This window comes from Nocardia sp. CDC153 (genome assembly GCF_035818515.1).
Classification (GTDB): Bacteria; Actinomycetota; Actinomycetes; order Mycobacteriales; family Mycobacteriaceae; genus Nocardia.
The window spans coordinates 72,145-97,463 of record NZ_JAYKYU010000001.1 but is presented as its reverse complement, the minus strand read 5'-3'; the positions used below and the strand labels follow the sequence as shown (position 1 = coordinate 97,463).

The 25,319-nt window shown below is 68.5% G+C and carries 26 protein-coding genes; 13 read left to right on the top strand and 13 right to left on the bottom strand.

What is annotated here, in order from left to right:
* Positions 1–86 precede the first annotated feature (86 nt).
* Positions 87–911, bottom strand: a complete 825-nt coding sequence (locus tag VMT65_RS00485; protein WP_326305886.1) for an alpha/beta fold hydrolase — start codon at positions 909–911, stop codon at positions 87–89.
* A 59-nt stretch (positions 912–970) separates the two neighbouring features.
* Between VMT65_RS00485 and VMT65_RS00480 the strand changes: the two genes are divergently transcribed.
* The 5 genes from VMT65_RS00480 (at position 971) to VMT65_RS00460 (ending at position 6,115) form a co-directional block, all read left to right on the top strand.
* Positions 971–1,705 (top strand): SDR family NAD(P)-dependent oxidoreductase, encoded by a 735-nt coding sequence (locus VMT65_RS00480; RefSeq protein ID WP_326305884.1) that lies wholly within the window; start codon positions 971–973, stop codon positions 1,703–1,705.
* Between the two features lie 128 nt (positions 1,706–1,833).
* The gene (locus tag VMT65_RS00475; protein WP_326305882.1) at positions 1,834–2,868 is read left to right on the top strand and encodes a 3-oxoacyl-ACP synthase III family protein; all 1,035 of its coding nucleotides are present in this window, start codon (positions 1,834–1,836) and stop codon (positions 2,866–2,868) included.
* 6 nt (positions 2,869–2,874) lie between these two features.
* Positions 2,875–3,756: a 3-oxoacyl-[acyl-carrier-protein] synthase III C-terminal domain-containing protein gene (locus tag VMT65_RS00470; RefSeq protein WP_326305880.1), complete on the top strand. Its 882-nt coding sequence runs from the start codon at positions 2,875–2,877 to the stop codon at positions 3,754–3,756.
* A 29-nt stretch (positions 3,757–3,785) separates the two neighbouring features.
* Entirely contained in the window at positions 3,786–4,538 is a 753-nt protein-coding gene (locus tag VMT65_RS00465) for a glycosyltransferase family 2 protein (protein WP_326305878.1), read from the top strand.
* The gene (locus tag VMT65_RS00460; protein ID WP_326305876.1) at positions 4,535–6,115 is read left to right on the top strand and encodes a class I adenylate-forming enzyme family protein; all 1,581 of its coding nucleotides are present in this window, start codon (positions 4,535–4,537) and stop codon (positions 6,113–6,115) included. The genes VMT65_RS00465 and VMT65_RS00460 overlap by 4 nt, the downstream gene beginning before the upstream one ends.
* Here the strand turns inward: VMT65_RS00460 and VMT65_RS00455 are convergent.
* Complete coding sequence (locus VMT65_RS00455; protein ID WP_326305874.1) at positions 6,083–7,429, bottom strand: phthiocerol/phthiodiolone dimycocerosyl transferase family protein; 1,347 nt, start codon at positions 7,427–7,429, stop codon at positions 6,083–6,085. The two genes, VMT65_RS00460 and VMT65_RS00455, sit on opposite strands and share 33 nt — an antisense overlap.
* A gap of 206 nt (positions 7,430–7,635) precedes the next feature.
* Here VMT65_RS00455 and thrS point away from each other — a divergent pair, with 206 nt between their 5' ends.
* Positions 7,636–8,853 (top strand): threonine--tRNA ligase, encoded by a 1,218-nt coding sequence (gene thrS / locus VMT65_RS00450; protein ID WP_326305872.1) that lies wholly within the window; start codon positions 7,636–7,638, stop codon positions 8,851–8,853.
* Positions 8,854–8,909: 56 nt separating this feature from the next.
* Here thrS and VMT65_RS00445 read toward each other — a convergent pair whose 3' ends face one another.
* The gene (locus VMT65_RS00445; RefSeq protein ID WP_442790149.1) at positions 8,910–10,151 is read right to left on the bottom strand and encodes a L,D-transpeptidase; all 1,242 of its coding nucleotides are present in this window, start codon (positions 10,149–10,151) and stop codon (positions 8,910–8,912) included.
* A gap of 64 nt (positions 10,152–10,215) precedes the next feature.
* Entirely contained in the window at positions 10,216–11,292 is a 1,077-nt protein-coding gene (locus VMT65_RS00440; RefSeq protein WP_442790189.1) for a UDP-N-acetylmuramate dehydrogenase, read from the bottom strand.
* 59 nt (positions 11,293–11,351) lie between these two features.
* Between VMT65_RS00440 and VMT65_RS00435 the strand changes: the two genes are divergently transcribed.
* The 3 genes from VMT65_RS00435 to VMT65_RS00425 are packed head-to-tail and all read left to right on the top strand — an operon-like array spanning position 11,352 to position 13,154.
* Positions 11,352–11,837 carry a DUF2505 domain-containing protein gene (locus VMT65_RS00435; RefSeq protein WP_326305871.1) on the top strand — a complete coding sequence of 162 codons (486 nt, stop codon included), beginning with the start codon at positions 11,352–11,354 and terminating at the stop codon, positions 11,835–11,837.
* A 31-nt stretch (positions 11,838–11,868) separates the two neighbouring features.
* Positions 11,869–12,384, top strand: coding sequence for a DUF2505 domain-containing protein (locus tag VMT65_RS00430; protein WP_326305869.1), 516 nt, complete (start codon positions 11,869–11,871; stop codon positions 12,382–12,384).
* A complete protein-coding gene (locus tag VMT65_RS00425; RefSeq protein ID WP_326307384.1) occupies positions 12,381–13,154 on the top strand; it encodes a class I SAM-dependent methyltransferase in 774 nt (257 codons plus the stop codon). The genes VMT65_RS00430 and VMT65_RS00425 overlap by 4 nt, the downstream gene beginning before the upstream one ends.
* A gap of 6 nt (positions 13,155–13,160) precedes the next feature.
* Here VMT65_RS00425 and VMT65_RS00420 read toward each other — a convergent pair whose 3' ends face one another.
* Together VMT65_RS00420 and VMT65_RS00415 are read right to left on the bottom strand one after the other, a co-directional pair.
* The gene (locus tag VMT65_RS00420; RefSeq protein WP_326305867.1) at positions 13,161–14,651 is read right to left on the bottom strand and encodes a hypothetical protein; all 1,491 of its coding nucleotides are present in this window, start codon (positions 14,649–14,651) and stop codon (positions 13,161–13,163) included.
* A gap of 61 nt (positions 14,652–14,712) precedes the next feature.
* The gene (locus VMT65_RS00415; RefSeq protein WP_326305865.1) at positions 14,713–15,330 is read right to left on the bottom strand and encodes a hypothetical protein; all 618 of its coding nucleotides are present in this window, start codon (positions 15,328–15,330) and stop codon (positions 14,713–14,715) included.
* Positions 15,331–15,442: 112 nt separating this feature from the next.
* Between VMT65_RS00415 and VMT65_RS00410 the strand changes: the two genes are divergently transcribed.
* Positions 15,443–16,687: an LmeA family phospholipid-binding protein gene (locus VMT65_RS00410; protein ID WP_326305863.1), complete on the top strand. Its 1,245-nt coding sequence runs from the start codon at positions 15,443–15,445 to the stop codon at positions 16,685–16,687.
* Here the strand turns inward: VMT65_RS00410 and deoC are convergent.
* Complete coding sequence (gene deoC, locus VMT65_RS00405; protein ID WP_326305861.1) at positions 16,684–17,343, bottom strand: deoxyribose-phosphate aldolase; 660 nt, start codon at positions 17,341–17,343, stop codon at positions 16,684–16,686. The genes VMT65_RS00410 and deoC overlap by 4 nt on opposite strands.
* A 90-nt stretch (positions 17,344–17,433) precedes the next feature.
* Between deoC and VMT65_RS00400 the strand changes: the two genes are divergently transcribed.
* Entirely contained in the window at positions 17,434–17,979 is a 546-nt protein-coding gene (locus VMT65_RS00400; RefSeq protein WP_326305859.1) for a GNAT family N-acetyltransferase, read from the top strand.
* Between the two features lie 60 nt (positions 17,980–18,039).
* A complete protein-coding gene (gene purU / locus VMT65_RS00395; protein WP_326305857.1) occupies positions 18,040–18,915 on the top strand; it encodes a formyltetrahydrofolate deformylase in 876 nt (291 codons plus the stop codon).
* Positions 18,916–18,933: 18 nt separating this feature from the next.
* On the opposite strand, the gene VMT65_RS00390 is transcribed toward purU, so the two are convergent.
* From VMT65_RS00390 to VMT65_RS00365, 6 genes are all read right to left on the bottom strand, one after another.
* The gene (locus VMT65_RS00390) at positions 18,934–19,932 is read right to left on the bottom strand and encodes an alpha/beta fold hydrolase (protein ID WP_326305855.1); all 999 of its coding nucleotides are present in this window, start codon (positions 19,930–19,932) and stop codon (positions 18,934–18,936) included.
* Between the two features lie 146 nt (positions 19,933–20,078).
* Positions 20,079–21,101: an alpha/beta fold hydrolase gene (locus VMT65_RS00385; RefSeq protein WP_326305853.1), complete on the bottom strand. Its 1,023-nt coding sequence runs from the start codon at positions 21,099–21,101 to the stop codon at positions 20,079–20,081.
* Positions 21,102–21,280: 179 nt separating this feature from the next.
* Positions 21,281–21,565, bottom strand: coding sequence for a DUF2516 family protein (locus VMT65_RS00380; RefSeq protein ID WP_326307383.1), 285 nt, complete (start codon positions 21,563–21,565; stop codon positions 21,281–21,283).
* A gap of 174 nt (positions 21,566–21,739) precedes the next feature.
* Positions 21,740–22,423: a heparin-binding hemagglutinin gene (locus tag VMT65_RS00375; RefSeq protein WP_326305851.1), complete on the bottom strand. Its 684-nt coding sequence runs from the start codon at positions 22,421–22,423 to the stop codon at positions 21,740–21,742.
* Positions 22,420–22,953 carry a helix-turn-helix domain-containing protein gene (locus tag VMT65_RS00370; protein ID WP_326305849.1) on the bottom strand — a complete coding sequence of 178 codons (534 nt, stop codon included), beginning with the start codon at positions 22,951–22,953 and terminating at the stop codon, positions 22,420–22,422. The genes VMT65_RS00375 and VMT65_RS00370 overlap by 4 nt, the downstream gene beginning before the upstream one ends.
* 123 nt (positions 22,954–23,076) lie before the next feature.
* Complete coding sequence (locus tag VMT65_RS00365) at positions 23,077–24,426, bottom strand: DUF445 domain-containing protein (RefSeq protein WP_442790148.1); 1,350 nt, start codon at positions 24,424–24,426, stop codon at positions 23,077–23,079.
* Positions 24,427–24,588: 162 nt separating this feature from the next.
* On the opposite strand from VMT65_RS00365, the gene VMT65_RS00360 reads away from it, so the two are divergent.
* Positions 24,589–25,290 carry a TetR/AcrR family transcriptional regulator gene (locus VMT65_RS00360; protein WP_326307381.1) on the top strand — a complete coding sequence of 234 codons (702 nt, stop codon included), beginning with the start codon at positions 24,589–24,591 and terminating at the stop codon, positions 25,288–25,290.
* Positions 25,291–25,319 lie beyond the last annotated feature (29 nt).

Below are 25,319 nucleotides of genomic sequence, written 5' to 3'. Positions count from 1 at the left end.
GGGTGATTCAACGCCCCATGCGCTGGTTACCTTCCCAAGTGACCTGCTTCACAAGGATTTTCGTCAGCGTGAATGCAAATCCGCTATCAGCCCAGGTCGCTGGAGAAAGTAGTGATCTCCGCCACGAATCGTTCGGGATCCTCGATGAACAGGCCGTGCAGCGAACCCTCCCAGTACGAGGTCCGCGCGTTCGGGACGTGCTCGGCGATGTAGCGGCCGTTCTCGATCGGAACCACCGGGTCGTCGGTGCCGTGCAGGACGAGAACCGGCACGTCCAGGCCGCGCAGGGTCTCGGTGTTGTCGACCGTGCGGTAGAACAGCGCCTTGCGGACCCGGGGCAGGGTGGCGATGCTGCCGCCGAACAGGCGCTGGGCGTCCACGCCCTTGTCGCGGCCGGGGCCGACATTGGCATTGCCGAAGGCGGCGAATCCGCGGGTGGCCTTGCCCGCGTTCTCGTCGAAGACGTCGGGGATGGCCTTGCCCATGTTCGGACCGCTGGCCGCGCCCTCGACGCCGCGGCCGATATTCGCCTGTGAACCGGTATAGACGACGCCCGCGACGGCGGCCGTGCCGTAGGCGGTCAGGTAGTCCGAGACCACGATGCCGCCGTAGGACCAGCCGAGCAGGATCGCGCCGGAGGTGATGTGCTCGGCGGCGAGGACCGCGGCGATATCGGCCGCCCAGTTCTTCGGATCGTCGTACCCGGTCTCGGGGGCGTCGGAGTAACCGTGGCCGCGCAGGTCGACGGCGATGACGCGGAAATGCTCGGCCAGCAGGTCGGCCGCCCGACCCCAGTTGCGCAGGTTCCCGGCCCACCCGTGCAACAGCACCAGCGGCCGTGCCTCTTCCGGACCGGTCACCCGGTAGACGATGGTCGTGCCGTCCGCGCTTGCCACATCCCGAATAGCCATACGAGTGAGGCTAACCACCCGCGACGCGCCGCCGACACGCCCTGCCTAAGCTCAGGATCATGAGCACTCGTAGCGCTGTGGTGACCGGAGCCAGTTCGGGTATCGGCGAGGCAACCGCCCGCGAACTCGCCAAGCAGGGGTATCACGTCTACGTCGGCGCGCGGCGGGTCGATCGGCTGGCGAAACTGGCCGAGGAGATCGGCGGCACCGCGCTGCCGCTGGACGTGACCGACGAGGAGTCGGTGCGCGCCTTCACCGCGGCCGTCGAGCACTGCGAGGTGCTGGTCAACAACGCGGGCGGCGCGAAGGGTCTGGCCCCGGTGCTCGAGGCCGATCTGGACGACTGGCGCTGGATGTGGGAGACCAATGTGCTGGGCACGCTGCGCCTCACGAAGGCGTTGCTGCCCAAGCTGATCGCCTCGGGCGACGGGCTGATCGTCACCATCACCTCGGTGGCGGCGTTCTCCATCTACGACAACGGTTCCGGCTACACCTCGGCCAAGCACGCGCAGGCGGTGCTGCACCGCACGCTGCGCGGCGAATTGCTCGGGCAGCCGGTGCGTTTGACCGAGATCGCGCCGGGCGCGGTGGAGACCGAATTCTCGCTGGTGCGTTTCGGCGGCGATGCCGAGCGCGCGGCCAGCGTGTACCGGGGCATCGATCCGCTGGTGGCCCAGGACATCGCGGAGATCGTGGGCTTCGTGGCGTCGCGGCCGCCGCACGTCAATCTGGACACCATCGTGGTCAAGCCGCGCGATCAGGCCGAGTCGGGGCGCTTCGCGCGGCGCGACTGAGCCCGTCGCGCCTGATGCGTTGTGCCGCACTGTAGTTCAGCTCACATGATCTGAATCGAAGATTTTTCAAAACCGAAATGCGGGCACTGCTAGCGTCCCTCGAAACCGAGGACGCTGGAAGTGAACACATGGTGAGATCACGCATCGAGGCGATCGGGTCCTATCTGCCCGACACCGAGGTATCGACCGCGGAACTACTGGCCCGATTGGCCGTCGAAGCACCCCTCGACCTGGAGCGCATCAGCGGCGTGCGGCACCGCCGCGTGTGCGCCGAGGGTGAGGACTCGCTCGACCTCGCCCTGGCGGCGGCGCGTGCGGCACTGGACAATTCGTCCTATGACGCCGCCGAACTGGATGTCGTCATTTCCTGCTCCATCACCCGCATTCGCGACGGTGAATTCTGTCTCGAGCCCTCGTTCGCGCTCATGGTGCGCAATGAACTCGGCGCGGCCGGCGCCATCCACTTCGACGTCTCCAATGCCTGCGCGGGCATGATGAGCGGAGTTCTGGTGCTGGATCGCATGATTCGTGCGGGCCTGGTGAAACGCGGGCTGGTGGTTTCCGGGGAGTACATCACGCCCATCTCCGATACCGCGGTGCGTGAGATGTCGCAGAAATACGATCCGCAGTTCGCCTCACTGACCGTCGGCGACGGCGCGGCGGCGGTCATTCTCGATGGCGAAGGCACGGACGCGGATTGCATCGACTACATCGAACTCAATACCAGTGCCTCGTTCGCGCAGCTCTGCCTGGGTATGCCCAGTGATCGCGGCCCCGGCATCGCGCTCTACACCGATAATCGGGCCATGCACAACGAGTCTCGCTATCTGCTGTGGACCACGCGGCAGCGGGATTTCCTCGCCGAGCGCGGCGGCAGTTTCGGCGCGGAGCGCTACGACCATGTGATCCATCATCAATTCAGCGCCCCCGCAGTGGAATTCGTGGCCAAGATCGCCGAGCGGGAATTCGACGCCGCGGTGCCGCCCGCGCTCATGGTCCTGGACCGCTTCGGCAACACCGCTTCCACCTCGCATTTCGTTGTTTTGCACGACGCGCTCAAACAACAACGGATAGCGTCCGGAGCGAAAGTACTGATGGTGCCCGCGGCTTCCGGTGTCGTGGCCGGGTTTCTGTCGGTGACGCTCGGCGATCTTCGGGTGTGATGCAGCATGGGAATCGTAATTTCTTCCGTAACCACCGAAATCGGCGGCGGCAGTTCCATCGAACAGGCGGCGGCCGCCGCGCGCCGCGCCATCGCGGAGGCCGGTACCACGCCGGAGCGCATCGACGCGCTCATCAATACCGGGGTCTACCGCGACTCGAACATGGTGGAACCGGCCATGTCCGCGCTGATTCAGCAGCAGGCGGGCATCGGGCTGGAGTATCACAGCGGCGATGTGCCGTGCCTGTCGTTCGATCTGATGAACGGGGCCTGCGGGATTCTCAACGCGGTGCAGGTCAGCCAGGCGCTGCTGGAGGCCCCGACGGTGCACCGGGTGCTGGTGGTGTCCGGTGACGCGCATCCGTCGAAATCGCCGGAGCCGCAGGCGGGCTTCCCGATCAAACCGGTCGGTGCGGCCATGCTGTTGGAAAAGTCGCCCGGCCCAGCCGGTTTCGGGGCCCTGCACATCAGCGCCACCGACGGGCGGCCCGCCGCCGAGGGCTATCTGCGCTTATCGGAAATGGGAGCGACCGGTCGGTCCTCGATCACCGTGAACCGCACCACCAGCCTCGAAGAGCTACTGCACCACGCGATTTCGGCGGCCAGCGAGGCCCTCGAGGTGGCCGACGTCGCCGCCGACCGCGTCGTGCTCCTGTGCGGACGGCCCACCGCCGACTTCCCGCACCTGCTGGCCCGACGGCTCGGCATCGACCCCGAGGCCGTCAGCGCCGACGACACCGAGAGCGACGCGCACACCTCGGCACTGCCCGTCGCCTTCCTGGCAGCCCGCGACAGCGGCAAGCTCGAGCGGGCCGACGTAGCCTTGTTCGTGGCCGCCGGGGCCGGACCCTCGGCCGCCGCCATCGCCTATCGCTTGCCGAAACGGTAAGCCCGGGCGCGAAATCCACCGGAGGAACGATGCACGGACTCTGGGTGATCGTGCCCGCCTACAACGAGGAGCACGGCATCACCGCCACGCTCGCCGCCCTGGCCGCCCAGCGCGACCGCGACTTCACGCTGCTGGTGGTGGACAACGCGTCGACCGACGGCACCGCGAAAGTGGTGCGCGACTTCGCCGAAACCCATCCGGGCATGCGGATCGAACTCGTCACCGAGCCGTGCAAGGGCACCGGCGCGGCCGCCGACACCGGCATGCGGCACGCCATCGCGGCGGGCGCGGTGTGGCTGGCCCGCACCGACGCCGACTGCCTACCCGCGCCGGACTGGACCGCGCGGATCCGTGCCGCCTTCGACTCGGGGCTGCGGCTGATCAGCGGGCAGCTCGTGCCGCGCACCGACGAGGGCGTGAATCTGCGGGACCGCACCGTCATTCGGGTGGCGCTCGAGGTCGCGTCGTACTTCGGGAAGTTCCGGCCCGGCAATCGGGATCCGCGGTACCTGGGGCCCTATGTCATGACGCCCGGCTGCAATATGGCCATTACCGCCGAGCTCTACGAGGCCGCGGGCGGCTTCCCGCGCACCGCCATCGAGGATCTGCACGAGGACCGGGCGCTGGTCAACGCGGTCCGCACGCTCACCACCGACTACGGGCTGCGCCGGGACGTGCGGGTGTACGGCTCCAATCGGCGCGTGCGAGCCTGGGGTGTGCGCAAGACCCTGGCCTGGTACGCCGATCACCGTTACAAACCGGAGCTGGTGGACATCCGGTGAACGACGTTGGCTTCGACAGTGGTTCGGCGGGTGAGGATTTCACCGCGCTGTTGCGTGAGCAGGTGCTGCGCACCCCCGACGCGCCCGCCCTGGGCATGATCGGGGAACCGCCGCTCAGCTTCGCCGAGCTGGACGCCCGGATTCGGCTGGTGGTGAAGCGGCTGCACAGCAAGGGCTTCCGGCCCGGCGACCGCATGCTGTTCTCGATTCGGCCGTGTGTCGACGCGGTGGTGCTGATTCTCGGGACGGTCACGGCGGGCGGCACCATCGTGTTCGTCGATCCGGGGGTCGGGCCCGAATTGTTCGCGCGCCGACTGGAATTGGTGCGCCCGACCTGGGCGGCAACGGAATCGCTGCTGTACCTGCTGAGCGGACCTTTGCGGCGCTACGGGCGTCGGCTCGGGCTGTCGCTGCCCGAATTCGGGAAGCTACCCCTGCGCCACATTCACTGCGGGCCGCGCCTACCCGGGACGCCGCGCGGGTCGATTCCACTACGGCAGCTGATCGGGTCCGAACCCGGCTGGTCGGGTCCGGCCAGCGGCTCGACCGTCGACACGCCCGTCGAGGATCCCGAGGCCGAGGCGCTGATCGTCTTCACCTCCGGCACCACCGCCGCGCCGAAAGCCGTTGTGCACACCCGGGGTTCGCTGGGCGCCGGGCTGGCGGCCATGGCCGGGTGCACCACGCTCATGCCCGGCTCGCACCTGCACACCGAGCAGTTGATGATGGGCCTACCCGCGGTATTGGAGGGTGCGCGCTGGTCCATGCCGCGGTATCCGCGCTTCGAAACCCATATCGACCCGGTCGGATTCGCGCGGACCCTGGATACCGCCACGCACGCGTTCTTCACGCCCGCCGATCTCGCGGCCGCCCTCGACGCCATCGAGGCCGGGCGGGTCCCCGCGCCGACGAACCTCGAGGAGATCTCGCTGGGTGGCGCGCCGGTGACCCCTGCGCTGTTGCGGCGTGCCCGCGCGGTGCTGCCGGACACCGAATTCCTCGCCATTTACGGCATGACCGAAATACTGCCCGTCGCCATTGTTTCCGGCACCGACAAGCTGGACTTCGGCGGGCCGGGCGATCCGCTCGGACCGCCGGTCGACGGCGTGGACGCGCGCATCGCCGATGACGGCGAACTCATCCTCTCCGGACCGAACCTGTGCCGCGGCTACCTCGGCGAATCCGCCCTGAAGGAGATCGCGACCGGTGACCTCGCCCGCTTCGAGGGCGACACCCTGGTGCTCATGGGCCGCAAGAAGGACATGATGATCCGGGGCAAGACCAATATCTATCCGGGACTGTACGAACCGACCATCGCCACGGTGGCGGGCGTGCGGCAGGCCATCATGGTCGGTATTCCGGACGAGATCGGCGACGAACGCATTGTGCTGGCCGTGGTGGCGGACCCGGACGCCGTCGATGTCGAAGCCCGGCTGCGCCGCGAATTGCCCTCGCTCATCGATGTTTCCGCATTGCCGGACGATATCGTGACCGTCGCGGAGATCCCCGTGAGCGGCCGCACCCGAAAGCCCGATCGGGCCGCCCTACGCGCCCTGCTGGAGCGCCGAATCGGCTGACGGTTCCGGCCGCTCCAGCAGGGCGGCCAGCACCGCATCGGCGAATTCCCGCGCCCGCCGTTCGGTCACCACCTGTTCGACATAGCAGAAGGCGAGCCGCATTTCGTCGTGTGCGGTCGCCACCGCGACCGTCATGACGCTGACGCACGAATTCGACGCCGCCAAGGTGAGATTCGAAAAACGATGTGCGCCCGTCCGCGCCGGAAATTCGACGCGCCCGATATTCGTGACCGAGACATTCCACGGCGCACGTCGATCCACCAGGCCCGCCAACCGCCGACCGGTTCGCGCGTCCTTCGGCGTCCCGAACCGCATCCCCGCCACCGTCGACAAATGCCGCCGCTCCCGCACCCCTCGATCCAGTTGCCGCTTCACCGAGCACGCGGCCCGCCACACCGAGAGATCCGGACCGAACGGCACGAAACCAACCAGCACCGGGGCATAGACGCCCAGATCGTCGGGCTCGGGCGCGGGTTCCAGCAGATGGCGGAAATCCACGGGCGAGCCGATTCCCGCGTAGCCGCCCACCCTCGCGTCCGCTACCCGGCCGACCGCCGCGGCCACCGCCGCCGCCAGCACGCCGTGCACCGTCACCCCGGCGCGGCGGCAATCGGAAATCAAGTCCGACAAGGCTTCCCGGTCAATGACGCGATGGACGACTCTGGTCCGGCGATCCGACAATTCCGCCGCCGGTCCGGTCAAGCGCACCGGACGCGCCCGCAAGGCCGCCGCCTGATCGAACAGATTCGTGTACGCGTAGCGCCAAAACCCGCGTGCCGCGGTCGGAATCAAGTCATCGACCGGGGCCGTCGAATTCCGCTCGACCGGGGAAACACCTTTTCCGCTGGCGTGTAAGACCAATTTCCGCAACAGAGCCATCAGCGATCGCCCGTCGACAACGATGTGCGAGACGGTCAGAACGATGTCGTGAAACTCGCCTTCGGTGCCCACCCCTACGGCGATATCGACAATTCTGACCAGGCCCTGCCGCACTTCGAACGGCGTGCGCAACTCGGCGTCGATCTCCTCGACCCACGCCCCATCGTTCTCGGTCACCACCCGGCGCACCGGAATCGAGGCCGCGGCGTCCGGCCGCAGCCACGGGTCCCGCCCCGCTCGGTCCACCACCCGCATCCGCAGCAAGGGGTACTCCGCGAGCAGTGCGGCGGCCGCCGCTTCCCAACGCTGGGCGGCGACGGGCCCGTGCACGCGTACCCGCCCCACGCAATGCGCCGGAGACAGGGTGTCGATGATCCAGAACCATCGCTCCGACGGGCTCAGCGGCCGCCCGAATCGTGGTGTCGCGGTGGTCATTCGACGACCCTAGCCGTGGCGCGCCGAACTCGCAGTTGTCGTTCGGCGCAGCACCGGGGTACCGTCTCCGGTCATGCAGCGCGCGCAGTCGACTACGACGCCGGACACCGTCCCGGCGCGCTGAACCCTGTTTCGACCAAGCCCCGGGCGAATGCCCGGGGCTTGTTGCTTTGCGTGGTCATTCGCCCTCGTCCGGAGGAGACCACATGTACGACCATCGAAAACTCGGCCGCGAACTCGAACTCTTCGACACCGACCCGCTGATCGGCGCGGGCCTGCCCTACTGGCTGCCCGATGGCGCGATCGTCCGCCACAGTCTCGAGGAGTACATCCGCACCGTCGAGCGTCGCGCCGGGTATCGCCACGTGTACTCCCCGGTGCTCGGCAAGCGCGAACTGTACGAAATCTCGGGCCACTGGGCGCATTACAGCGACGACATGTACCCGCCGATGGATCTCGGCGGCGAACAGGTGGTGTTGCGCCCCAGCCTGTGCCCGCATCACGCGCTGATCTACCGCTCCCGCTCGCACAGCTACCGCGAACTGCCGCTGCGGCTGGCCGAGTTGGGCGGCATGTACCGCTCCGAATTGTCCGGTGTCCTGGGCGGTTTGACCCGGGTGCGCTGTATCCAGCTCAATGACGCGCACATTTTCTGCACCCTGGAGCAGGTGGCCGACGAGGCCGCCGCGGCGCTGGAGTTGATCACCGCGGCCTACCACGCCATGGGCATCACCGCGAGCCGCTACCGCCTGTCCCTGCCCGGCGCGGGCGGGAAATACGTTGCGGCACCGGAGATGTGGCAGCGATCGACCAAACTGCTGACCGAGGTGCTGGATCGCTCCGGGCTGCCCTACGAGTCGGCCGAGGGCGAGGCGGCCTTCTACGGGCCGAAGATCGACGTCCAGGTCACCGACCACGCGGGCCGCGAGGCCACCCTGTCCACCGTGCAGATCGACTTCCACCAACCCGAGCAGTTCGATCTGCACTACATCGGCGCGGACGCGGCCAAGCATCGCCCGGTCATGGTGCACCGCGCCATTATCGGCAGCGTCGAACGGGCGGTGGCGCAGCTGATCGAACAGCACGGCGGCGCGTTCCCCGCGTGGTTGGCCCCGCTGCAGATCGCCGTGTTCCCGATCTCCGAGGCCGAGGAGGCCGCGGCTGCCGACCTCGTCGACCGGTGTGTGGCCGCCGGGCTGCGGACACAGGTGTTCGGCGCGGAGTCGGGCAGCCTGGGCGCGCGCATCCGCGAAAACCGCTTGGTCCCTTACCAGTTCATTCTCGGACCCGCCGAAACCGCGAACGGCGAGGTGGCGGTGCGACTTCGGGACGGTCGGCGGCTACCCGCACAACCGGCCGCCCAGGCCGTGAATCACGTTCGCGCCCTGGTCGAATCCCACGACACCCGACTGTGGATCGACTGAGGCTCGCGGGCCCGCAGCGGCAGGTGAACACGGGTTCACCTGCCGGGCACGACGTTTCAGCGGCCGCCGACGGGCTGCGGCGGCAGCGGGGTCGCCGAGATCTGGTTCTTCGGTTCACCCTGCAAGGCCGACAGGCTCTTCCAGGTATCCCAGTCGATGGTCCAGTCGTAGATGTCGCCGTCGGCCGCGGAGAGCTGGATGCGGGTGCCGGTGACCTCGACCGGGTCGCCGTAGAGCGCGGTCGGGAAGTACGCCTGGGCGTCGGCGGTGCTGAGGTTGATGCAGCCGTTGGTGACGTTCGAATTGCCCTGGGCGCCAGCGGACATGGGGTTGGCGTGGATGAATTCGCCATTGTTCGAGATGCGGACGGCCCAGCGCTCGCGCGCGTTCGTGTAGAACGGCGGGTTGGACATCACGAAGTCCTCGTACTTCTCGGTCACCACGTGAATGCCCGACCGCGTGACATTGCGGTCCTCGTTGCCCTCGCCGTAGCTGCACGGGAAGTCGAAGACGGTCTGGCCGTCGCGAATCACCTGGACGCGGTGGCTGGGCGCGTAGCCGCGCACGATCTGCGACCGACCGATCTTGAAATCGGAGGTGAGGTCGGAGTCGCCGAACAGGCCGCCGCCCATGTCCAGGCCGTAGAGCTTGGCGCCGACGTGCACCGTGGTGCCGGGCTGCCAGTACTCGCGCGGTCGCCAGTGCACGCGCGAGCCGCCGTTGTCGTCCTGCAGCCAGGCCCAGGAGCCCTCGGTGGCCGGGGTCGCGGTGACGGTGAGCGCCTTCTCGACGGCCGCCTTGTTCTCGATGTGCCCCTTGAACTGGAGCATGATCGGCGCGGCGATGCCGACCTCCTGGCCGTCACCGATATTGATGGTGGCGGGCGCGGTCGACTTGGGGCTGACGGTGGTGAACTTGCCGTCGATGGCCACCGGCTTGTTGTCGGTGCCGATCGCGGTGCCAGCCCAGGTATAGGTCACGCCGTACCCGAGGGCTTCGTTCACTGTGAATTTGCTGCGCGTGGCGTCGAAGGTGCCGGTTACCTGCTTGCCATTGGCATTGGTCAGGGTCAACTGGTCGATGCGGCCATTGGTGACGGTCACCGTCACCGCCGCCGTCGGGTTGACGTTCTCGCTGCCGTTGCCCGGCTCCAGCTTGACGGTCGCGACCGGCTCGGCGGCCTTGGGAGAGCCGCCGCCACCGTTCTTGGATGACGAACACGCCGCCGCGATCACTGCCGTCGATGCCACGAGTGCCGCCCGCAGGGCAGCACGACGGGACAGTCCTCGATTGCTCACTTTCTCGACCCTACCCCCGCAAACCGTGTATCCCGGACGCTGAAATGGTGGCCCAAGCCACTCGCTACAGGCTCACACCCACGGTCACGGGTTCGGGCTCGAGACGAATCCCGAAGCGTTCAGCAACCCCGTCGCGAACCGTGCGGGCGAGGGTGACCAGATCGGTCGCGGTGGCCGCACCCCGATTGGTCAGCGCCAGCGTGTGTTTGGTCGACAAACGTGCTGGATACCCCTCGCCCGGAAAGCCCTTGGCGAAACCGGCGCGTTCGATGAGCCAGCCCGCGGAGAACTTTACCCCGCCCGCGGCGGGGAACGTGGGCACGGCCACGTCCGCGCCCACATGTGACGCGATCGCCGCCCGCACCGCCGGCACCTCATCGTCCGGAACGACCGGATTGGTGAAAAACGAGCCCGCGCTCCAGGTGTCGTGATCGTCCGGATCGAGCACCATGCCCTTGCCCGCCCGCAAGCGCAGCACCGCCGCGCGCACCTCGGCGGCCGGACGCGACTCGCCCTCCGCCGCGCCGAGCGAGTTCGCCAGCTCGCGATAGCCCAGCGGCGCGCTGGAACCGTCCGCGCGCAGCGCGAATTCGACCGCCAGCACCACCGCCGCGTCGCTGTGCTTGAGAACCGAAGTGCGGTAACCGAATCCGAGCTCGCCGGGCTCGACCCAGCGGATCTCGCCGGACGCCCGGTCCAGCAACCGCACCCGGCGCAGCAAACCCGCCACCTCGACGCCGTACGCGCCGACGTTCTGCACCGGCGTGGCGCCCGCGGAACCCGGAATGCCGGACAGGCATTCGAGGCCGCCGAACCCGGCCGCCACGGTCGCGGCCACCACGGTGTCCCAGTTCGCGCCCGCCTCGGCGATCACCGAGTCCGCGCCGATCTCGACGCCCGCGGTCGCGATGCGCACGACCACGCCGTCGAAACCGTCATCGGCGATGAGCAGATTGGAGCCACCGGCGATGAGCAGCACCGGAATTCCGGCCGCGTCCAGTTCGCGCACGGTCGCCACCAGCGCGTCGGTGCTCGCGCATTCGGCCACCGTGGCCGGGCCGCCGACCCGCAGGGTCGTCAGCTCGGCCAGCGGCACCCGCGCGCGCAGCCGCGCGCCGGTCGCCGTCAGTCGGTCCCGCAGCTCGTCGAACGACACCACCCGAGAAGTACGCACAGGCACAGACGGTAGCGTGTCCGACCATGGCGACACCTCTGGCCTTCACCGCGCACTCGACCCATCCCATGGCCGCGGTGCGTGCGGCGTTCGCCGACGAGCAGTACTGGAAGGACCGGATCGAGGCGGTGGGCGGTCCGAACGCCCGCATCGAGAACATCGCGATCAGCGGCGACCAGGTGCGCGTCGACATGGTGCAGACGATCCCGGCCGAAGAGCTCCCCAGCCAGATCACCGCGATCAAGCCGGAGGGCCTGGTCATTCCGCGCACCGAGACCTGGCACGGCAGCGGCGGCACCGTCGAGGCGCACGTGGACGGCGCGCCCGCGAACGTGAACGGCACGCTGACCGTCACCGACGACGGCTCCGGGTCCACCTTCGTGGTGGACGCGTCCATCGAGGTGAAGATCCCGTTGTTCGGCAAGAAGATCGAGGCCGCGATCCAGGAGCACCTCACCGCGCTGCTGGAACGCGAGGCCGAGTTCACCGACAATTGGCTGAGTTCGCACTGACGGGGGTCGCCCGGCAGTAACCTGAGCGATCGTGGCCCGCCGACTCGACTACTCCGCGCGGTATCCGCTGCACACCACGCAAGAGGTGTACGCGGCGATGATGAACCGCGAGCACTGGGATGCGCGCATCGCGGAACTGCGCAAGCACTCCCCGAACGACATCGTGAGTCTGGACTCCGACGAGGACGGCATCACGGTCGAACTGCGGCACGTGCTCCCGCGCGACACCCTGCCCGATATGGCGCAGATGGTCGTGCACAAGGACATGGTGATCACCCGCCGGGAAACCTACGGCCCCTTCGGACCCGAGGTGACCGGCGCGTATACCACCGAAGTCCCCAGTGCCCCCGGCACTCTGGGCGGCACCATGCGCCTGTTCCCCACCGATATCGGCTGCACCCTGCGCATCTCCTCGCACGCGCAGGTGGCCATGCCGTTCTTCGGCCGCAGGCTCGAACAGCTCATGCTGGTGAACCTGGTCGACCTGTTCCGCATCGAGGCCGAGGTGACGAAGAACTGGCTGGATCAGCACTACCCCGTCGGCTGAACAAGCCGATCGGGACGATCACCCGCGGCACCACCGGGATCAACAGACTGCGCCGCAGCGACCGGTGGCTCGCGCACGACCCCTTGGTCGCCCAGCGGTTGCTGGACGCTTCCGATCCGCTCGTGGTGGATCTCGGTTACGGGGCCAGCCCGGTCACCACGCTGGAAATGGCGGCCCGGCTGCGCACCGTCCGACCGGATCTGCGCGTGGTCGGGCTGGAGATCGATCCGGAGCGCGTCGTCCCGGCCCGCGATGGCGTGGTCTTCGCCCGCGGCGGGTTCGAGCTGGCGGGCCTGCGCCCCACCCTGGTTCGCGCCTTCAATGTGCTGCGCCAGTACCCGGAAGCGGCGGTCCCCGAAGCCTGGTCGACCATCCAGTCCGGTTTGGCTCCCGACGGCCTGCTCCTCGACGGCACCTGCGACGAGCTGGGCCGCCGCTGCGCCTGGATCCTCCTGGACCGCACCGCACCGCTGTCGCTCACCCTGGCCTGGGACCCCTTCACCGTCGAAACCCCTTCCGACATAGCCGAACGTCTCCCCAAGGCCCTCATCCACCGCAATGTTCCGGGCGAACCCATTCACACCCTGCTGACGGCCGCCGACCGCGCCTGGGCCGTCGCCGCGCCGCTGGCCCCGTACGGCCCGCGCGTGCGCTGGCGGCACGCGGCGGAACTCCTACGCCAACAGGGCTTTCCGCTCCGCCCGTATCGCCGCCGCCTCCGCGACAACCTCCTGACCGTCCCGTGGTCCGCGGTCGCGCCCCTGCCCTGAGGCGAGTTACTGGAATTTGTGACGCAGTTCCCGCATCGCGCCGGAGAGCGCGGCGGGGGCGAGTAGGGAGCGCGGGGCGAAGGGCTGACGCCACAGGCCGCCGTGCGCCGCGCCGGTCGCGAAAAGCGCTTCGGGATTGGAGGTTCGGGGCTCATTGTCGGCATGCAGATCGGCGACCAGCTTGGCGGCGAGCAGGGTGCGGGCGGTGCCGGGGTCGAAGACCTCGATGCCGAAGCGGGAGGCGGCGCGGTACGCGGCCGTGCGCCAACCGGATTCGCGGGCCAGGCTGCGGGTCCAGGCGGGCGGTGCGACGGTGAAGGACACCGGGTGGCCCGCCGCGCGCGCCAGGACGGCGCGCCAGCGCGGGAGGCGTTGCGCCAGCGCGTAATCCGGGCCCGCGAGGGCGGGCAGATTGTCGAACAGGCCCCAGGCCCCGCCGTCGGTGTCGAAGATGGGGCGGGCGTAGTTGAGGCGGTACAGCGAGCGCGGGGCCAGTTTGTGCACCAGATCCTGGGCACTGCCGCGAAAACCGCGCCGCACCAGTCGATCCCGTGCGGCGGCGACCACCGAGGCGGGGACGGCGTAGGTGTCGGTCGGGGATCCGAGCAGGGCCAGGGCGGCATCCGGATGACGGCGCAGCAGCGTCTCGGCGAGCACATCGGAGGCGGCGGCCAGTCGCACGCCCGCCGCGCCGGGCAGTTCCGCGTAGAGACCGAGCACCGGGCGGGCGTCACTGTGCGCGGTGATCCAACGGGCCAGGGCCGGAAAGCTTCTGGCGATATCGACCCCGGCTTCGGCGTCGACAACGGGGAAACGCAGGACACCGGCCCCGCCGCGGGCGGCGGCGCGCAGCCGGTCCCAGCGGGCCCGGCCCGGCCGGTCCACGGCCAGCACGTCCGCGCCCCAGGCCAGCAGCGGCCGCAGCGGACCGAGTTCCGCGCCCGCACCGGTCACGGTGACCCGGAAACCGGGCAGCGCCAACCACTCCGGATGCTCGATGACCCGTTCGACGGCCGCCACGAAATCGGCCTCGAGAATCCCGCGGGTCTGCCATTCGGCCAGCCGCAGCCGCAGCGCGTCCTCGGCGAGCAGCCGCCCCCGCCACGGCACCTCGAGTCGCTTCACCGCCGCGGCCTCGCCCGCCACCTCGCCCGTCTCGAGCACGGCCGCATCGGCTTCCGCGTCCACGTCGATGGTGTCCAGCGTCGCGACCGTGCGCCCGACGGCGAAGCGCAGCATGTGCCGCACCGAGTCCAGTCCGGCCGCGGCCATGCCCAGCGAGATCTCCGGCGCGCTGATGGCCAGGGCCGTCATCCCCCGGAAGACCCGGTGGTATTCGCGCCGCCAGTCCCGGCAGGTCTCCACCGATTGCGCGAGATCGGCGTCGTAGGGCCGAATCGCGTCGGCCACCACGGCCGCGGAGAACATGTCGGCGATCAGGTCGGGCGGTCCGGGCGGAAACACCAGATCCCACACGCCAGCACCGACCTTGCCCATGGACAGTCACCCTGCCACGAATCCGGCCCCCGCAAAACTCGAAGCCCGCGCGATGAAACCCCTACCGCGGGTCCTGCTGGGTGCGGGTCAGCGCCCGGCGCAGCCGGGCGGCCGCGGATGGGTCCAGAGCGGCACTGGCGGAACGGATTTCGGCCCGCGCGCAGCGGTGGATGGCGACCGCGTCGGCCACCACCTCGTCCAGCGCGGCCTGCCCGATGCCCGCCTCGGCCAGATCCAGCACGGTGCGCAGCGGCGTCGTCACCAGGAACGCGCCCGCCGACTCCACGTCCTTGCGGGCGAAACCGCGGCGCAGCACCACCAGTCGCGGCGAGAGCGGGAACCGCCCGACCCGCGCCGAAAGATGCACGTACCGGGGCCGCAAGCGCCCGAGACCGTGCAGTTCGGCCGCGCTGTGATGGGAGACCGCGGCCGCGCCGTCGAACCAGGCCGACCACATGGCGTATTCGTCCAGCGGCCCGTCCGGCCAGTCCGCCAGCCGCAGCAGCCCGACCCCCGAGCGCAGCACGCTGCCGTCGCGCAACCCGTCCCGAATCCGGACCTCGCACCCCGTGCGCAGCACCTGACGGGTGGTGAAATATCCGGCGTGCCGCCCGGCCTGCTCCCGCAATGCCAGCCATCCGTGTTCCGGATCGGGCTCCGGCGCCCCGTCCCCTGCCATGAGATCCAGAATAGGCCGGACCCCTGTGTGATACGTCACAATCCGGCGGTGTGAGCCGACACCTCACGGGAAGCTCAGAGCCCGCACAGAAAGGTCGGGAAGAATCGCTGCCATGAGTTCGGACCCCACCTCGAACGACGCGACCACCCGTGACGCCGCCGCGCAGCCGGCCGATGCCGCTGTGCAGCCTGTCGATCCACAGGGGCGGCCGGTCGATCTCGACAAGCCGGACAGCACGCCCACCGAAGTCCTAGGCGCGCAGCACGACTCGCCGACCGAGGTGCACAGCGGCCAAGGCGCACAGCCGACGCCCCGACAAGAGTGGTGGAACGACCCCACCGCCCAGCACGGCGACCAGCCCACCGCCCAGCACGGCGACCAGCCCACCGCGGTGCTCGGCGAGCAGGCGACCCAGGCCATTCACCCGGGCGAGGCCGCCTACGTGCCGGGCGCGAGCGGCGGTCACCCGGTCGCCGACCAGGCGGGTTATCCACCGAACGCGACCGCGCCCCTGCCGAATGGCATGGGCTACACCGGCGACCCCGCCTACGCCCAGGGCGCGACCGGCGGCTTCCAGCAGCCGCCCGGCACCCCGCCGCCGCCGGTGAATGTCGGTGGTGGACAGGGAGGTTCACCCGGTATGCGCCGAAATCACAAGAAGACCTTGCTGATCGTCGGCCTGGTGGTGGCGCTGCTGGTGGCGGGCGGCCTGGCCGGTGGCGAGGCCTACGCCCGGCACAAGTACGAGTCGTGCATCAGCTCGCAGTTCGAGGCCCAGATGGGCTCCAAGATCGACGTGTCCTTCGGCTGGAAACCGCTGCTGCTCACCATGTTCGACAAGAAGGTGTCCTCGGTGACGGTGGACAGCGACGACACCAAGTTCGGCCCGGCCCAGGACATGGTCGTGCACGCCACCTTCAATGACGTCGAGCTGAAGGGCAATGGCCAGCAGGGCGCCACCGTCGGCAGCTCCACCGCCGAGGTGACCTGGAGCAACGAGGGCATCACGAAGACCTTGGGCGGCTTGGTCTCCGGCGCGACCTCGGACCCGAACTCGGGCACGCTGAGCTTCGCGGTGCTGGGCGGCCTGGCCCAGCTGCAGGTCAAGCCGAAGATCGTGGGCGACAAGATCGAGGTCGACACCCTGCAGGCCTCGCTCATGGGCTTCGGGCTGCCCACCGATCTGGTCTCGGGCATCGTGGATCTCATGACCCAGAGCCTGCAGAGCTACCCGATGGGCCTGCAGCCCACCAAGGTCGAGGTCACCAAGGACGGGCTGCACGTCTCGCTGCGTGGCGGCCACGCCGATCTGCAGGCCGCCGACCAGAACGGGCAGCAGCAGAACGTGACCTGCTAGAGCGGAAACCCTTCCAGCACTTCACGAGACCGCGACAAGCCGAGCCGCGTCGCGCCGGCGGCGATCATCTCCGCCGCCTGCGCCGCGGTGCGGATGCCGCCGCTGGCCTTCACGCCCAGTCGCCCACCGACGGTGTCGGCCATCAGTTTCACCGCGTGCGCGCTGGCCCCGCCCGCGGGATGGAAACCGGTGGAGGTCTTCACGAAGTTCGCGCCCGCCAGCTCGGCGGCCCGACAGGTCTCGACAATGGCCTCGTCACTGAGCGCGGCACTTTCGAGAATTACCTTGAGCAATGCCGCGTCCCCCATGGCCTCTCGCACCGCGACGATGTCGGCCAGCACCGCGTTGTAGTCCCCCGCCCGCGCCGCGCCGACATCGATGACCATGTCCACCTCGGCCGCGCCCTGGTCCACGGCCAGCCGGGCCTCGGCCGCCTTCACCAGCGAATGATGTTTGCCGGACGGGAAACCCGCGACCGTGGCCACCACCAGACCCGGCGCGCGCACCGGCAGCATGGACGGGGACACGCAGATCGCGAGCACCCCCAACTCGCGCGCCTCGTCGACGAGCGCGGTCACCTCGGCGGGGGTGGCCTCGGGGGCCAGCAGGGTGTGATCGATCATCGCCGCCACGTCACGACGGGAAATCTGTGCCATGAGCACCGAGTTTGGCACATCCTCACGATCCAGCACCGTCCCGGCGAATTTCGTTGCGGGCCGCAGCCGCCGTCACGCATGCTTGTAGGCGTGCTGATCCGTCGTGAACGTACCGGCGATGCCGTAACGATCGACGCGGTGCATCGCAGCGCCTTCGAGCGCTCCCCCGGTAATCCCTCCGCTGACCCAGCCAATCCGTCCGCCGACCCGGTCGAGGTCGGTCTCGTCCACCGATTGCGCGACGATGGCTCGGCCTGGATTCCGACCCTGTCGCTGGTGGCGGAATTCCAGGATCGGGTGGTCGGCCACGTCTGCCTCACCCGCGCGGGCGTGGGCCCGTTCCCGGTGCTGGCCCTGGGCCCGATCGGGGTGCTCGCCGAACACCAGGGCAAGGGCATCGGATCGGCCCTCATGCACGCGGCCCTCGGCGCGGCCGACGCCCTCGACGAGCCGCTGGTCGGCCTGCTCGGCAGCCTCGAGTACTACCCCCGCTTCGGTTTCGTCCCCGGCACTCGGTTGGGCATCATCCCGGATGTCGCGGACTGGTCCTCCCACTTCCAGGTCCGCCCCCTGACCGCGTACGAGCTCGAGATCAAGGGCGAATTCCACTACGCCGACGCCTTCTACACATTGTGACCGGAAGGGCCGATTCACCCCATTGGTCGGGACCCGGGTGGTTGCTGGGAAGATAGCCGGATGAGTTCCACCCTGGACGACCGTCGCTACGTGCTCACCCTGGGCTGCCCGGACCGTCCCGGCATCATCGCCCGCATCACCTCGTTCATCGCCGATTTCGGCGGCTCGATCGTGGAGGCGGGCTACCACTCCGATCTGGAGACCGGGTGGTTCTTCACCCGGCAGGCCCTCGAGGCCGCTACCGTGCCCTTCGATCTGACCGAGCTGCGCGACCGCTTCACCGCCGTCGCCGCCGACCTCGAAGCCGATTGGCAGCTGCTGGACACCGGCGAACGCCGCCGCGCGGTGCTGCTGGTCTCCAAGGACGGCCACTGCCTGCACGACCTGCTCGGCCGCGCCACCAGCGGGGAACTGCCCGCCACCATCGAGGCCGTCATCGGCAATCACCCGGACCTGGCCGCCATGACCGAGGCGCACGGCATCAAGTTCCACCACGTGCCGTTCCCCAAGGATCCGGCCGAGCGCGGCCCGGCCTTCGAGCAGGTGCGCGAACTGGTCGACGCCCACGACCCGCACGCCGTGGTGCTGGCCCGCTTCATGCAGGTGCTACCCGCGCAACTGTGTGAGCACTGGGCGGGTCGAGCCATCAATATCCATCACAGCTTCCTGCCGTCCTTCGTCGGCGCACGGCCCTACCACCAGGCCTTCGCGCGCGGCGTGAAACTGATCGGGGCGACCTGCCACTACGTGACCGCGGAACTGGACGCGGGCCCGATCATCGAGCAGGACGTCATCCGCATCGACCACTCCGACACCGTGCACGACATGGTCCGCCAGGGCCGCGATATCGAGCGCGTGGTGCTCGCCCGCGGCCTGCGCTGGCATCTCGAGGGCCGCGTGCTAGTGCACGGGCGTCGCACCGTCGTCTTCGAATAGGCCTGTCGCGGAAGGCGATCAGACCGCGGTGGCCATCGTGCCGCGGCGCGCGACCCGGATGACGCGATGCAGTTCGATATTGAACGCGTGCGCGGCTTCGATGTTCACCAGGTGGCCGGTCGGCAGCACGGTGTAGCGATCCAGGTAGCCCGCCTCGGCGAGGGTGTCGGCGATCTCGCGGGAGTGAACCTCCGGCAGCAGCCTGTCGTAGGAGCCCGCGATGACCGTGGTCGGCACGGTCAAATTGGCTGCGGCACCGTGCAGGTCGAGCTTGACCAGACCCCGGGCCACGGCCGCGCGCACCGACGGACGGCAGGAGCGGACGATGGAGACGCCGAAGCGGACCTCGTCGCGGGTGGCGGCCGGATTCGCCAGCCGATGCTTGGCGATGAGGTGCACGGCCGCGCCGCCGGGCAGCGGAACGGGCGTGCCGAAGAGTGCGACGGCCAGCCATTCCGGACCGGGAATCACGTCATTGAGGATCGGAATCACGGTGGCGCGGGTGGGGATCTGACGCGCGGCCGTGGTGGCCAGCAGAACCGCCGAGGCCCGGAACCGGACCTGCTCCGGATACTTCCGCGCCCACGCCTGAATGGTCATGCCGCCCATGCTGTGTCCGACCAGCACGGCCCGCTGACCCGGCGCCAGTACGGCGTCGAGGATGTCGGAGAAGTCGTCGGCCAGTTGGTCGGCGCTGAAAGGCCGTGTGCCGCATTCGCTCTCGCCGTGGCCGCGCTGATCGAAGGCGATCACCCGGTACTCGCCGGAGAAGGCGTTGATCTGCGGGTTCCAGTATTCGATGGCGCAGGACCAGCCGTGGGCCAGCACGATGACCTCGCCGTCGGCGGGACCGTAGGCGTGCACGCGCAGTTTCGCGCCGTCACGGGTGGTTACGGGGATGATTTCGGCGGGACGCGGGGTGTTGAGCGAGGCCGTCCGGTAACGACGCGACCGCAGTCCGGGGCGAAAGGGGGCGGTCAGCGCATCCACGCCCGCCTCCGGCAGTTTCACCAACATGAGCACTCCTTTGTGTTCCAGACCACAGTAGCGCGCTAGCCGAGGTGCTTGCTAGTGCAAGCGCCGTATATCTTTCGCTTCACGTCCATGGTCGAGGCGGCCACCGCCCCGGAATAGGGCACCAAGGGTGGGAAAAGGTCCCACCCTCAGGCACCCACCACCCGCGCGGGAATCCCGAACGCGGACTTGGCAACCCGGGCGAGTTCGACGTTGAACTCCTGGTATGCCTCCACATTTCCGAGATGCCCCGTCGGGAGAATGGTGAAACCATCGAGACTTCCGGCCTCGGTGAGCATTTCGACGATCCGCTCCGAATGCACCGGCGGGGTCATGTCGTCGTCCGATCCGGCGATGACGGTGGTCGGCACGGTCAGCCGCGCCGCCCCACGCCCGACATCCAGGGACGACAGCAGCGCTCCGAAGCGGCCGCGCACCCGCGCCGGGCAGGAACGGACGATGTTCAGGCCGAAGTCGGCGATGTCGCCGACCGACGCCAGGCTCATGATGCCGCGGCGGAACAGCCACTTCACCGGCGCGATGGGCGGGAAGAGAATCGGTGAGCTCAACCCGAGCATGCCGATCACGAACGGCAGCGCGACCGGACCGCGATTGAAGAAGGGCAGCAGGGTCGTCTCGGCGATCAGGTCACCGGCGGCGGTGTTGGTGAGCAGCACGGCCAGCAACTGCTTCTGCACCCGCTGCGGATACCGTCCGGCCCAGGCCTGAATTGTCATGCCGCCCAGGCTGTGTCCCACCAGGACGGCCCGCTGCCCGGGCTTCAGGACCGCGTCCAGGACGTCGGCCAGGTCGTCGGCCAATTGATCGGTGGTGAGCGGGGCGGTGCCCGATTCGCTCTCGCCGTGGCCGCGGACGTCGTAGGCGACCACGCGATACTCACCGGCGAAGGCATTGATCTGGGGGTTCCAGTATTCGAGGCAGCAGGTCCAGCCGTGCACCAGCACGAGCACATTGCCGTCGGCGGGGCCGTAGGCGTGCACCCGCAGGTGGGCGCCGTCGGAGGTGGCGACCGGAACGACCTCGCAGGGACCTGTCGGCGGGTTCAGATCGGCATTGCCGTAGGTCCGGGTGCGCAGGTCCGCGCGATGTTCGCGCAGCCGGTCGCGGACCATTCGGCCGAGGTCCGCAGGGTGAGGCAGCATTGCCCGCATAGGACACTCCTTTGTGTTACTGATGGATACAGTAACCCGCTCACCGGGTGCTTGCTAGTGCAAGCACGCGAAAAGTTTCCGAGTCGGAACGGACTTCACCCCTGGCCAGCACATTGCGGTGAAAAAAATCGGCCGCCACCCGGAGGACCCGAGTGGCGGCCGAAGGTGTCGGGGGCCGGTTACCAGCGCGGCCCGCGCTGAATCTCGTCCACCTTGGGGCGGACATCGGCGAGGTACACGCCCGTCGCCACGACCGCGGCGATGCCCAGCAGCCCGATCGGGGTCCGGGCCAGCAGCAACGCACCCAGCGACGCCGCCAGAATCGCGATCCAGACCGGCTTGGTCAACTTGTCCACGGCCGTGAAGGCATCCGGGCGTTGACGAATCGCGTGAATGAGGGCGAATACCGTCATGCCGAGCGCGCCCAGCCACAACACCGTCAGGATCAATCCGGTAATTCCCATCGTCACCCCAGCCATCATACGGAGCGAAACCTTGTCCACCAGGGCTTCTCAGCCCGACACGGACTCCTTGACACAACGTTCACAGCCGCCGCCGACGCGCGCCCCAAAGCACCGTGGCCCCCGCACACGGCAGTGTGCGAGGGCCACAAGCTTTTTCGCGTGGAACGCGAGGTCTTACTTCTTCGCGGCGGGCGCGGCCTTCTTGGCGGGAGCCTTCTTGGCCGGGGCCTTCTTGGCGGGCGCGGCCTTCTTGGGGGCCTCGTCCTCGACCGGAGCGGTCTCGGTGGTCACGTCCACGACCTCGGCGTCGACGGCATCCTCGGCCGGGGCCTCGTCCTTACCGGTCCGGCCGATGTACGGGCCGACCTGCTCGTAGGCCTTCTCGAAGGCCGCCTCGGCCTGCGCCCGCGCCTTGTCGAAGGCGTCCTGGGCCGCCACGACCGGGTCCTGGTTCAGCAGCGACTCGACGTACTCGCTGTGGCGCAGCTTCTCGACGGTCTCCTCGCCGCGGGCGGCCAGGTCGGCGTAGAGGTCCAGCAGCTGGTGGTAGTACTGGTCGACCAGCTTGCGCAGCTCCTCGGGGGTGGCCTTCTCGCGCAGTTCGGCCAGGTCCTCGGGCAGCTCGGACGGCAGCGCCTGCACGCGCTGGCGCAGGGTCTCGACCTGGCCCTGCACGTCGGCCGGGAGGTTGGCGAAACGCTCGCGGGCCTCTTCGATACGGCCCTGCACGTCGGCGGAATTGGCCCGCTCGCGGATCTGCGAGACGACGTCCAGCACGGTGGCGTAGAGGGCGTCACCCGCGCCGACGGTGGCGTAGAGCGGCTTGGTCACGGTGGCGGTGAGCTTGGGCTCGGTCATGGTTCGTTCTCCTGGCGTGGCGGAACTTCGGTTGTGCGGTGCGGAACCTCGTTGTCCCTGTCTCCCCCGGGAACGCCCCCCTTTAGGTCCGTTGCGTCCCCTCTGTCCTCGTCCACCTGGTTTTCCCGGCGGAACGATTCGTAGATGTCCAGGAGGACCTGCTTTTGGCGTTCGGTCAGATTGACGTCGGCCAGTAGGGCATCCCGGACAGGGCCGTGCGGCCTCTGCTCGAGGTACCCGGCCCGCATGTACAAGACCTCCGAGGAGACCCGCAGACCCTTCGCGATCTGTGCGAGCACCTCGGCGGACGGATTGCGCAGTCCGCGCTCGATCTGACTCAAGTACGGATTGCTCACCCCCGCCAGCTGTGCGAGCTGACGCAAGGAGACCTGGGCGGCCTCGCGTTGCGCCCGGATGAAGCCCCCGATGTCGTGAGCCGCGTTGGCTACGCGGCCCGACCGGTCTCCGGCGGCGGACGTCTCCGCTGCGTCGCCTTCGATCGGTTCGGGAACCTCGGGATCGTGCTTCATCACTCACCTTCCGGCGGTTGTACGGTCAATTCTAGGACGGGGTGCTAGCTCTTGCAAGCGCTCTGCTAGCACCATCTCGGCAAACCGATAGCGCTCCGCCCGAGGCGCTATTTGGACAATCGATCAGCCATTGAACAGCAAATGCGAGATCGCGTAGATGACCAGACCCGCCAGCGAACCGACCACCGTGCCATTGATGCGAATGAATTGCAGATCCTTGCCCGCCGCCAATTCGATCTTGCGGCTGGCCTCCTCCGCGTCCCAGCGGGCAACGGTGTCGCTGACCAGCGTCGCGACCTCCGCACCGTAGTTGGCGATGAGATACCGGACGCCGCGCTCGATCCAACCGTCGACCTTGTCGCGCATATCCGGATCGCTCGAGAGCCGCTCGCCCAACTGCTGCACGTTATCGGAAACCTTGCGGCGCAGCGTGGAATTCGGGTCCTCCGCCGATTCCAGGATCATGCGCTTGGCGGCCCGCCAGGTGGCCTGCGCCAGACCGTTGACCTCGCGCCGGGTCATCAACTCGGTCTTGATCTTCTCGGCCTTCTCGATCATGGCGTCGTCGTATTGCAGATCGTGCGCGAAATCCTCGAGGAAACGATTCGCCGCCAGCCGCACCTCGTGATCGGGCTGGGTACGGACCTTCCAGGTGAATTCCACCAGCTCCCGGTAAATGCGCTCGGCCAGCAGCGAATTCACGAACTTCGGGGCCCAGGACGGCGCGTCGCGGTTCACGATGCGATCCAGGGTCTCCTGCGAATCCAGCGCCCACTGGTGCGCGCGCTCGGCCAGCAGGTCCAGCAGCGGGGCCTGGCGGTTGTCGGCGATGAGCTCGTTGAGCACCTTGCCGATGGGCGGGCCCCACAGCGGTTCGGCGATCCGCTTGACGATGGTGTTGTCGATGATCTGCTCGACGTCCTCGTCGCGCAGCACGCCGATGACCGCGCGCAGAATCGTGGCGCTCTCGTCGGAAATGCGTTCCGCGTGCGCGGGTTCGGCCATCCAGCGGCCCAATCGCAGCGAGATCTGCGCGGAATTCACCTTGGTGGCAACGACATCGGGCGAGAGGAAGTTCTCGCGGACGAATTCGCCCAGTCCCGCGCCGACCTGGTCCTTCTTCTTGCGAATGATGGCGGTGTGTGGAATCGGGAGGCCGAGCGGATGCCGGAACAGCGCGGTGACGGCGAACCAGTCGGCCAACGCGCCGACCATGCCCGCCTCGGAGGCCGCCTTCACATAGCCGACCCACTCCCCGACCCCGCCGCGGGACGTGGCCCAGGCGCAGAGGATATAGATGAGGGTGGCGGCGGCCAGAAAGCCGGTGGCGATGGCCTTCATGCGCCACAGCTCCCGCTTCTTGCCCTCTTCGTCGAGGAAATCGGCGAACGCCCCGCCGCCGGGCGGTGTGGTCTTCATGGGCCCGGGCTCGGTGGTGTCGAGTACCCCGGCACTGCCGACAGGTTGCTCCATATCTTCCATTCTGGCGCGTGGTGTGACGAACTCCCCGCCACCGGGCCCGTCCCGAACGGCGCCGTTGCACAGCATGGGAGGCTTAAGCTGAATAGGCCCAGGCCCAGGACGCGAACAAGGAGCCAACGCAGCGTGACCACCAAAGGCACCGTAGGTGCCGCCATGGAGGCGGCCACTACCCCACGCGGTGGTCGGGTCGACGGCCGCAAACGCCGCTGGCAGCAGCACAAGATCGATCGCCGCGAGGAGCTGGTGGACGGCACCCTGGCCGCCATTCGCAAGCGCGGCGGCGACGCCGGGATGGACGAGATCGCCGCCGAGATCGGCGTCTCCAAAACCGTGCTGTACCGGTACTTCTCGGATAAGCAGGACCTGACCCGCGCCACCATGGAGCGGTTCATCGAGACCACGCTGATGCCGCGCATCTACGAGGCCATCAGCGACGACCTCGACGAGTATCAGCTGGTCCGCAACACGCTGGCGGCGTACGTGCACACCGTCGATTCCGATACCGACGTCTACCGGTTCATCATGGGCAACGGCTCGGCCACCGACACCTCCACCCTCGCCGATTTCGAGAAGCTGTTCGCACAGGTGGTCTCGGCGGTCATCGTGGACAAGGCCTTCGACCGCAATGTGCAGACCGAGGGGTCGATGCTGTGGTCGTACGTGCTGGTCGGCGGCGTGCAGCTGGCGACGGACTGGTGGATCTCCAACCGCACCATGTCCAGCGAGGAAATGCTCGACTACCTGACGATGATGGCCTGGAGCGCCATCGAGGGAATGGTCCGCGCGGGCGGCGATCGGCACTACTTCAACTCGCGTCCGCATGTCCTACCGGATCCGGAAAATACTGCTAGCTGACAGCTAGCACTCGAGTTCTCGGTGTGGTT